The sequence below is a fragment of the Collinsella sp. AF19-1LB genome, from assembly GCF_003459655.1.
Classification (GTDB): Bacteria; Actinomycetota; Coriobacteriia; order Coriobacteriales; family Coriobacteriaceae; genus Collinsella.
Map to the genome: position 1 here is coordinate 41,429 of NZ_QRWO01000021.1, position 9,010 is coordinate 50,438.

The window sequence follows — 9,010 nt, forward strand, 5'->3', positions numbered from 1 at the left end:
GACCGCCCTAGTACGTCGCCTTGTAACAATTGACCTTCTCGCGATAGTCGCGCGTGTCGGCCTCGCGCAGCTTGGTCATGGCATCGCGCTCATCGTCGGACAGGTTCGTGGGAACCTGCACCTTGATCTCGACGAGCAGCGCACCTGTGCGACCGCGATGCTTAACGTCGGGTGCACCCATCTCCTTAAAGCGGAACTTCTTGCCCGTCTGGGTGCCCGCCGGCACCTTCAGACGAACCGTCGCGCCGCCGGGTGTGGGCACATCCACCGTGCAGCCGAGCGCCGCCTCGTAGACCGAGATCGGCACCTCCATGGTCACATCGGCACCCTTGCGTTTAAACAGCGGATGCTCCTCCACGTGCGTGGTCACGACCAGGTCGCCGCGCTCGCCGCCGGCAACGCCGTACTCGCCACGGCGCTTGTAGCGCAGCTTGCCGCCGTCGACCGCGCCCGCAGGCACCGAGACCGTGATGGTCTGCTGCTCGCCCGTCGAGGGGATGCGGTAGGTGACCTTATGCGTCACGCCGCGAAACGCGTCCTCGGCCGTTACGTCGACGGTCAGCGACAGGTCGCCGCCCTTGCGCGCACGGTTGCGGCCCGCGCCGGCACCGGCAGCACCCGCAGCCCCGGCAAAGCCCGAGCCCCAATCGCTACCCCAAGCGCCGTTGCCGCTAAAGATGCTGTCGAAGATGTCGCCCCAGCCGCTGGCGCCCGCGCCGGCACCGTAGCCGCCGCCATACGCGCCGCCTGCGCCCGGCATGCCGCCGAACATGAGCATCTGGTCGTACTCTTTGCGCTTCTTCTCGTCCGAAAGCGTCTCGTAGGCCTCGCTGATCTCCTTAAACTTGGCCTCGTCGCCGCCGGCATCGGGGTGATATTTTTGCGCGAGCTTGCGAAACGCGCTCTTGATCTCTTTGTCGGAGGCGCTCTTGGATACGCCCAGGATGTCATAGAAGGTTTTGCCTGCAGCCATCGTAGCTCCTCTCCTGTTTCATCCGCCGTCCAGCGGACGGCGGCTCATGCTTTCATATGGCACTAGGCCAGAAAGGGCCCCGGGTGTTGCCCCGGGGCCCTTCTCAATTACTCCTCGGTGCTCTCAGCCGTATCGGCCGCAGCATCCTCGGGCGCCGCTTCGGGCTCCGGTGCGGGGCGCTTCTCGCCACCGTAGGTCACCGTCACCATCGCGGAGCGCAGGATGCGGTCCGCCATGCGGTAGCCCTTCTGGTACACGTCGTTGACGGTCTCGTCGTACTGCGATGCGTCCTCGACACGCCCCACGGCCTGGTGCTCGAGCGGATCGAACGCCTCGCCCTTGGGGTCGATGGGCTCAACGCCCTCGTGCGCAAACACATCGAGCAGCTTGGCATGCACCGCATCGACGCCATCGACGAACTGCTTAAAGTCGTCGGAAAGCTCCTGGCTGCGGGCATGGTCGATCGCGCGCTCGATATCGTCGACCACCGGCAGCAGCGCGGTGACGAGCTTCTCGGTCGCGCGCTCGCGCTCGGCGATGCGCTCGTTGGCGGTGCGGCGACGGAAGTTCTCCCAGTCGGCCTGCAGACGGGCGGTACGCTCGGTGGCGTCCTTTGCCTTATCCTCGGCGGCCTTCTGGGCCTCTGCCGCAGCATCGAGCTCGCGGCGCACGTCGGCAAGCTCCTTTTGGGCCTGCTCGAACTTGAGCTTAAAGTCGTTGTCGGCGGCTTCCTCACCGGCGCGGATAGCAGCTTCCACCATCTCGTCCTCGGTCATCGTCGCCTCCTTGTTGGAATCCTCTACCTGGTTCTCGGCAGCCTCGGCGGCCTCGGCCTCGTTGGCCTCGGTATCGTCGACGGCCTCTACGGGAATCTTCACGTCCTTCTCCTCAGAGTCAACGGGGGCGGCGCCGGTGGCAGCCGCCTCCGTGCGAGCTTTACGGGCGGACATGATTACTTGTCCTCGTCGTCCACAACCTCGTAGTCGGCGTCGACGACGTCATCGTCGGCAGACTGGGCACCGGCGGCACCGTCGGTCTGCTGCTGAGCGTCGGCGTAGACAACCTGGGCCAGCTCGTAGGCCACAGACTGCAGGGACTCGCCGGCGGCCTTGATGGCCTCGACGTCAGAGCCCTCGAGCGCCTTCTTGGCGTCGGCGATAGCGGCCTCGGCCTTGGACTTCACGTCGGCGGAAACCTTGTCGCCCAGCTCGTTGAGGGTCTGCTCGGTGGAGTAGCACAGGCTGTCGGTCTGGTTGCGGACCTCGACCTCTTCCTTCTGCTTCTTGTCCTCCTCGGCATGAGCCTCGGCGTCCTTGACCATACGATCGACTTCGTCGTCGGACAGAGCGGTGGAACCGGAAATGGTGATCTGCTGCTCCTTGCCGGTGCCCTTGTCCTTAGCGGAGACCTTGACGATGCCGTTGGCGTCGATGTCGAAGGTGACCTCGATCTGCGGCACGCCGCGGCGGGCAGCCGGGATACCGGTCAGCTGGAACTTACCGAGCGACTTGTTATCGCGGGCAAGCTCGCGCTCGCCCTGGAGCACGTTGATCTCGACGCTGGTCTGGTTGTCGGCAGCGGTGGAGTAAACCTCGGTCTTGGAGGTCGGGATCGTGGTGTTGCGGTCGATCATCTTGGTCATGATGCCGCCCATGGTCTCGACACCCAGCGACAGCGGGGTAACGTCGAGCAGCAGGATGCCCTCGACGTCGCCGGTGAGCACGCCGCCCTGGACGGCAGCGCCGTCGGCAACGACCTCGTCGGGGTTCACGGACATGTTGGGCTGCTTGCCGGTCATGGTCTTGACGAGCTCCTGGACGGCGGGCATACGAGTGGAGCCGCCGACGAGGATGACCTCGGTCAGATCGGAGAGCTTGAGCTTAGCATCGCGCAGGGCGTTGGTGACAGGCTGCTTGCAGCGCTCGAGCAGGTCACGGGTGATCTTCTCGAACTCGGCGCGGGTCAGCGTGTAGTTGAGGTGCAGCGGGCCGGACTGGTTCATGGTGATGAACGGCAGGTTGATGGTGGACTGCTGGGCGGCGGAAAGCTCCTTCTTGGCGTTCTCGGCGGCCTCCTTCAGGCGCTGCAGGGCCATGGGGTCCTGACGCAGGTCGACACCGTTCTCCTGCTGGAACTTGTCAGCCATCCAGTCGATGACGCGCTGATCCCAGTCGTCGCCGCCCAGGTGGTTGTCGCCCGAGGTGGACAGAACCTCAAACACGCCGTCGGCGAGGTCGAGGATGGAGACGTCGAAGGTGCCGCCGCCCAGGTCGAAGACCAGGATGCGCTGGTCGGAGCCCTGCTTGTCCAGGCCATAGGCCAGAGCAGCAGCGGTCGGCTCGTTGACGATACGCTTGACGTTGAGGCCGGCGATCTTACCGGCATCCTTGGTGGCCTGACGCTGGGCGTCGTTGAAGTAGGCCGGGACGGTGATGACGGCGTCGGTGACGGTCTCGCCCAGATACTTCTCGGCGTCGGCCTTCATCTTTGCGAGCGTCATGGCGCTCACCTGCTCGGCGGTGTAATCCTTGCCCTCGATATCGACGACGGCACGGCCACCCTGGCCCTCCTTGACCTCATACGGCACGGTCTTGATCTCGGAGGTGCACTCGGAGTACTTGCGGCCCATGAAGCGCTTGATGGAGAACACGGTGTTCTTGGGGTTGGTGACCGCCTGGTTCTTAGCGGCCTTACCCACGACGCGGTCGCCGTCTGCACGGAAGCCAACAACAGACGGGGTGGTGCGGTCGCCCTCGGCGTTCACGATAATGGTCGGAGAACCGCCCTCGAGGACGGCCATGGCGGAGTTAGTAGTACCAAGGTCGATACCAAGAATCTTACTCATTAGAAATTCCCTCTCTCTTTTGCGTTCGCGCCGCCTCGACGATCTGTCGCGCGGCGCTTCGGCTTGTCTTTCAGGATGTAGTGTATCCCCTTATGGGCCGGAATATACAAAATCTAAGTCAATTCATATAAGATTTCTTATTGCTGAGAGTTTAGGTTCTTAAATGCGCAGGTAGATGCGCTGAATGAGTTCTCGGCAAATCTATTGAGATCTATGTAGAGATGGCTGAGGTTTGCGTCCGGGGGTGCCTGGGGGCCGTCTTGCGGCAAGCGCATCCCGGTTTGAGCGTGGATTCCGGGTCGCAGTTTCCGTCTGAAGGCTCAACCGGAAACCGTATCCCGTTTTGAGAGCTGATACCGGGTCGCAGTTTCCGCTAGCGGGCCCAACCGGAAACTGCGACCCGGTTTTCGGCCAAATAACGGGATGCCCTTTCCGCAGGCGCGCTCAATAGGTCAATATTACAAGTCACCTATAGCTAACATTTGCGCAGCTCAACGGCCCCACCTGCGCGTTTTTTAGTAAACCTTGGCATACTCGGCGAACGGTATGAAGATGCCGGCCAGAGGGTATTGCAAACGGTCGCTCCCGTGGTATGTTTTTGCCCGAATCAAACCGGCGCGCATCGTCTGTAGCGTCGGTCAACAGAGAGGAAACTACCATGGCTCATCCCGTAATTGATGCCGACGAGTGCATCGCTTGTGGCGTTTGCGTCGACTCCTGCCCCGCTGGCGTTCTGGAGCTCCAGGACGTCGCTACCGTCGCTGACGAGGACTCCTGCGTCGCCTGTGGCGCTTGCCAGGACGCTTGCCCCGCTGGCGCGATCACCGAGATCGTCGAGGAGTAACAACTCCCCCACTTGCACACTCAAAAGTACACCGTGCACAAAAAGGAGGCTTCCGCATCGCCGCGGAGGCCTCCTTTTTTGTGCGGATAATTAATTTGGCACCGTCACAGGTTGAGCTCACGTCAGCGAAAACGCCCCTAAGCGAGCAAGGTGACGTGAAAGAGGAGGGAAGCGTACTTTTGTACGCGACCGACGATTGAACGTCAGATTGCCGCTTAGGGGCGTTTGCAGCGTCGGCTACGATAGATCGTCCTCGTAGGGCATGAGGTCTGCCAAGTAGCCCTTCTCCTTGAGCATGGCCTCGATCTCGTCGAGGGTTTGCTCGTCCTCCGCCGCGATGCGATGGAAGTGATAGCCGCTCGTCACCGTTAGTAGCGGAAAGCTCTTGCCGCTCTCGATATCGTGCAGGTAGCGCTCAACATCGCGACGATTGCGGATGTCCAGGTCGGCCGTGATCTTACCGTACACGCGGTGATTGACGATCACGTTGAGCACGGCGCCTCCGGCGTCGACGATACTCGTAAGCTCATCGCCTGTCTGCTCCACGCCGTGGCGAACCTTGACCAAGCGCGTGGGCACGGCGGGGCTACTCGCGGCTTCCTGCAGCACGTAACCGCGGTTGGTTGCCACGACATCGTGCCCATCGGCACGCAACAGGGCAATATCCTGAACCACGACCTGACGGCTCACGCCAACCTCGCGGGCAAGTGCGCTGCCCGAAACGGGCTCCTTGGCTCCTTCGAGCACGCCCATGATGGCACGGCGACGCTCGCGGGCGTTCATTATTTACCGTCCAGCAGACGCAGGTGCTTAAGCGAGAGGTCGAGGATCGGCGCAGAGTGCGTCAGGGCGCCCGAGCTAATAAAGTCAACGCCCAGGTCGGCCAGGGCGCGAATGTTGTCGGCGTCCACATTGCCCGAACACTCGGTCTTGGCGCGACCGGCGATAAGCTCGATGGCGGCGGCCATGTCGTCATGGGTCATGTTGTCGAACATGATAATGTCGGCACCGGCCTCCACGGCTTCGCGTACCATGCCCAGGTTCTCGCACTCAATCTCGACCGTCGTGGTAAACGACGCATGGGCGCGCGCCATCTCGATCGCGCGCGTCACGCCACCGGCTGCATCGATGTGGTTGTCCTTGAGCATGACGGCCGTCGACAGGTTATAGCGGTGGTTGCTGCCACCGCCGATCTCGACTGCTGCCTTCTCGAAGACGCGCATGCCCGGCGTGGTCTTGCGCGTGTCGACAAGCACGGTCTTGGTGCCCTCGAGCGCGGCCGCCATCCGATGCGTGTAAGTAGCGATGCCGCTCATGCGCTGCAGGTAGTTGAGCGCCACGCGCTCGCCCGAAAGCAATACGCGCGCGTCGCCGCGCACCTGGCCCACGTGGTCGCCGGCGTGCACCTCGTCGCCGTCCGCGACATCAAACAGCACCGAGCTCTGCGGATCCAGCAGCTCAAAAGTGCGAGCGAACACATCCAAGCCGGCGATGATGCCATCGGCCTTGGCGATGAGCTCAACGGTAGCGGGGCGCGCCGTAGGGCACACGCTCGCCGTACTCACGTCCTCAAACGTGATGTCCTCGCGCAGAGCCTGCAAAATCAGATCATCGACGACGAGCTTCATGGTAATGGGATTCATGGTCTACTCCTCCACGGCCTGCGTGCCGGCGGCACGGGCCAAATCATCGATTGCAAGGGTCTCGGCGCTCAGGGCGCGGTGACGTCCGTCAAGCGCGGGCTCACCGGCCTGCTCCACGGTCAGCGACTCGCCGGTGCGCATACGCCAAGCAGCGCGGCGGCCCCAAACTAGGGACTCGAGCAGGCTGTTAGAAGCCAGGCGGTTCTTGCCGTGCACGCCATTGCAGGCCGTCTCGCCGGCGGCGTAGAGCTCGGGCATCGAGGTGCGGCCGTCCTTGTCGACCCATACGCCGCCCATAAAATAGTGCTGCGTGGGTGTGACAGGGATGGGCTCGTCCAGGATGTCGCGTCCGTCCTCCAGGCAGCGCGCACGGATATTGGCAAAATGCCCGGTCACCACGTCGCGCTCGACGGGGGCAAAGCTCAGCCACTCGTGCTCGGTGCCGTCCTGCTTCATCTGCTCGCGAATAGCGGCGGCGACCACGTCGCGCGGCTGCAGTTCGTCGGTAAAGCGCTCGCCGGCGGCATTGAGCAGAATCGCGCCTTCGCCGCGGCAGCTCTCGCTAATCAGGAAGGTGCGGCCCGGCTGCGGAGAGAACAGTCCCGTGGGATGGATCTGCACGTAGTCCAGGTGCTCCATCGTGATGCCGTGCTCCTGCGCGATGTAGCAAGCGTCACCGGTGAGCTGCGGGTAGTTGGTGGAGTGATCGTACACGCCGCCGATGCCGCCCGTTGCCCACAGCGTATGGCAGGCATGAATCTTAAACGGCTTACCGGCATGCACGTCCTCAGCGGCATTTGCCAGCTCGTCTGCGGGGCGAGCTGAATCGTCCTCGTCCACGGCTACGGCGACGACGCCGGTGCACACCGTGGCGCCGTCACGCTCGGCCGTTAGGATGTCGGTCATGGCCACGCGCTCCAAAATCTGCACGTTGCCCAGCTTGCGAACGGCCTGGAGCAGCTTGGTCGTGATCTCCTTGCCCGTAATGTCGGCATGGAAGGCAATGCGCGGGCGGCTGTGCGCGCCCTCGCGAGTAAAGTCGAGGCTGCCGTCGGCCTTGCGCTCAAAGTCCACGCCCATGGCCAACAGGTCGTTGATGACCGAACGGCTCGAGCGGATCATGATGTCGACGCTCTCGCGGCGGTTCTCGTAATGGCCGGCGTGCATGGTGTCCTCAAAGAAGGCATCGTAGTCAGAGCCTTCGGGCAGCACGCAGATACCGCCCTGCGCGAGCATCGAATCGCACTCGTCGACGGCGCCCTTGGAGAGCATGATTACGCGCGTGCTCGTCGGCAGATTGAGAGCCGCATACAGGCCCGCCACGCCGCAACCGGCAATGACGACGTCGCACTCCATGTCGGAGTATTGTTTGGTTTCCACAGGAATCCTCTCCCTTGTAATGTGGCATAAGGGATGGCCCCTCATGTCACATTGGCTTAGCGCGCCGCGTACTCGAGCATGCGGTCGAGCGTGAGCTTGGCCTGATCGGCGACCTCGTCCGACACGCCAATCTGCACCTCGCCCTCGCCCGTCTCCAGGCAGCGCACGAGCTTTTCGAGCGTGATGAGGTCCATGTTGACGCAGGTGGGCTGCACCGCGGGGAAGTAGAACTTCTTGCCGGTGCCCTGGCAGCGGCGCTCGAGCTCATAGAGCACGCCGCGGACCGTCACGATAATGAACTCGCTCGCGTCGGACTCCTCGGCATACTTGATGATGCCGGCGGTGGAGCCGATGTAGTCGGCCTCGGCCAGCACGTCGGCCTTGCACTCGGGGTGCGCCAGCACGAGCGCGTCGGGGTGGGCCTCCTGCGCATCGACGATCTGCTCGACGGTAATGATGTGGTGGCGCGGGCAGTAGCCGTTGTTGAGGATGACGTGCTTTTGCGGCACCTGCTCGGCCACAAAGCGGCCCAGGTTCTGGTCGGGAATGAACAAGATGTGCTGCTGTGGCAGCTCGGAGACGATCTTGACGGCGTTAGAACTGGTAACGCACACGTCACTCCAGCTCTTGATCTCAACCGTCGAGTTGACGTAGCAGACGACAGCCAGGTCGTCGCCGTACTCGGCGCGCGCCGCATCGACCGTCTCGCGCTTGACCATGTGCGCCATGGGGCAGTCCGCACCCGGCTCGGGCAGCAGCACGGTCTTGGTGGGGTTGAGCAGCTTGGCACTCTCGCCCATAAACTCCACGCCGCACAGCACGATGGTCTGCTGCGGCAGGCTCTTGGCGAGCTTTGCCAGGTAAAAGCTGTCGCCGACGTAATCGGCAACGGCCTGGACCTCGGGCGCCACATAGTAGTGCGCCAGGATCACCGCGTCACGTTGGGTTTTTAGTTGCTGAATGGCCTCGACGAGCTCTGCGGGCACCAGTGCCGCGCGCTCCGTTGCCGTCGTTGCCGATGCTAGGCCGGCCGCGATATCGCGTGCAAGCTCCGATGCATCCATGTTCGCGCTCTGTGCCATCAAGGCCCCTCTCTTTTGGCGAATCTTGGGGCTTTAGTATGACACCTGGCTTTACAGCTGACAAGACAGCTGTAAAGCCAGGTGTAAAGTTGGAATAAAGATTCAATCTTGGGGCGGGTCCATTTTCGAACTGGCAAGCTGAGGACAGCCGAAAATGGACCCGCCCCATGATTCGGGCAGCCCGTTTTGTCCTGGACCAAGGGGCAGTGGGTAGCGCGCAGAGATGTGGTGTAAGAGGCGGGG

Annotated in this window: 8 protein-coding genes; 1 reads left to right on the forward strand and 7 read right to left on the reverse strand. The window is 62.8% G+C overall.

What is annotated here, in order from left to right; all coding sequences use genetic code 11:
* Positions 1 to 7 precede the first annotated feature (7 nt).
* From DWX39_RS07415 to dnaK, 3 genes are all read right to left on the reverse strand, one after another.
* On the reverse strand, positions 8 to 973 hold the full coding sequence (locus DWX39_RS07415; protein WP_117759108.1) for a DnaJ C-terminal domain-containing protein: 966 nt from the start codon (positions 971 to 973) through the stop codon (positions 8 to 10).
* A gap of 107 nt (positions 974 to 1,080) precedes the next feature.
* Positions 1,081 to 1,923, reverse strand: coding sequence for a nucleotide exchange factor GrpE (locus DWX39_RS07420; RefSeq protein ID WP_117759110.1), 843 nt, complete (start codon positions 1,921 to 1,923; stop codon positions 1,081 to 1,083).
* Between the two features lie 2 nt (positions 1,924 to 1,925).
* Complete coding sequence (dnaK, locus tag DWX39_RS07425; protein ID WP_117759112.1) at positions 1,926 to 3,818, reverse strand: molecular chaperone DnaK; 1,893 nt, start codon at positions 3,816 to 3,818, stop codon at positions 1,926 to 1,928.
* A 658-nt stretch (positions 3,819 to 4,476) separates the two neighbouring features.
* Here dnaK and DWX39_RS07430 point away from each other — a divergent pair.
* Complete coding sequence (locus DWX39_RS07430) at positions 4,477 to 4,662, forward strand: DUF362 domain-containing protein (protein ID WP_006235216.1); 186 nt, start codon at positions 4,477 to 4,479, stop codon at positions 4,660 to 4,662.
* A 237-nt stretch (positions 4,663 to 4,899) separates the two neighbouring features.
* Here DWX39_RS07430 and DWX39_RS07435 read toward each other — a convergent pair whose 3' ends face one another.
* From DWX39_RS07435 to nadA, 4 genes are read right to left on the reverse strand one after another with little or no spacing between them, the layout of a single operon-like run.
* A complete protein-coding gene (locus DWX39_RS07435) occupies positions 4,900 to 5,445 on the reverse strand; it encodes a transcription repressor NadR (RefSeq protein ID WP_117759114.1) in 546 nt (181 codons plus the stop codon).
* The gene (nadC, locus tag DWX39_RS07440) at positions 5,445 to 6,305 is read right to left on the reverse strand and encodes a carboxylating nicotinate-nucleotide diphosphorylase (RefSeq protein ID WP_117759116.1); all 861 of its coding nucleotides are present in this window, start codon (positions 6,303 to 6,305) and stop codon (positions 5,445 to 5,447) included. Before nadC ends, DWX39_RS07435 begins: the two co-directional genes overlap by 1 nt.
* A 3-nt stretch (positions 6,306 to 6,308) precedes the next feature.
* Complete coding sequence (locus DWX39_RS07445; RefSeq protein ID WP_233508910.1) at positions 6,309 to 7,685, reverse strand: L-aspartate oxidase; 1,377 nt, start codon at positions 7,683 to 7,685, stop codon at positions 6,309 to 6,311.
* A gap of 56 nt (positions 7,686 to 7,741) precedes the next feature.
* Positions 7,742 to 8,767: a quinolinate synthase NadA gene (gene nadA, locus DWX39_RS07450; RefSeq protein WP_117759118.1), complete on the reverse strand. Its 1,026-nt coding sequence runs from the start codon at positions 8,765 to 8,767 to the stop codon at positions 7,742 to 7,744.
* Positions 8,768 to 9,010: the final 243 nt, after the last annotated feature.

What these genes read in the sequence shown, in the direction of transcription:
- DWX39_RS07415 (WP_117759108.1), bottom strand. Translation starts at nt 973, where the DNA reads ATGGCTGCAGGCAAAACCTTCTATGACATCCTGGGCGTATCCAAGAGC.
- DWX39_RS07420 (WP_117759110.1), bottom strand. Translation starts at nt 1,923, where the DNA reads ATGTCCGCCCGTAAAGCTCGCACGGAGGCGGCTGCCACCGGCGCCGCC.
- dnaK (WP_117759112.1), bottom strand. Translation starts at nt 3,818, where the DNA reads ATGAGTAAGATTCTTGGTATCGACCTTGGTACTACTAACTCCGCCATG.
- DWX39_RS07430 (WP_006235216.1), top strand. Translation starts at nt 4,477, where the DNA reads ATGGCTCATCCCGTAATTGATGCCGACGAGTGCATCGCTTGTGGCGTT.
- DWX39_RS07435 (WP_117759114.1), bottom strand. Translation starts at nt 5,445, where the DNA reads ATGAACGCCCGCGAGCGTCGCCGTGCCATCATGGGCGTGCTCGAAGGA.
- nadC (WP_117759116.1), bottom strand. Translation starts at nt 6,305, where the DNA reads ATGAATCCCATTACCATGAAGCTCGTCGTCGATGATCTGATTTTGCAG.
- nadA (WP_117759118.1), bottom strand. Translation starts at nt 8,767, where the DNA reads ATGGCACAGAGCGCGAACATGGATGCATCGGAGCTTGCACGCGATATC.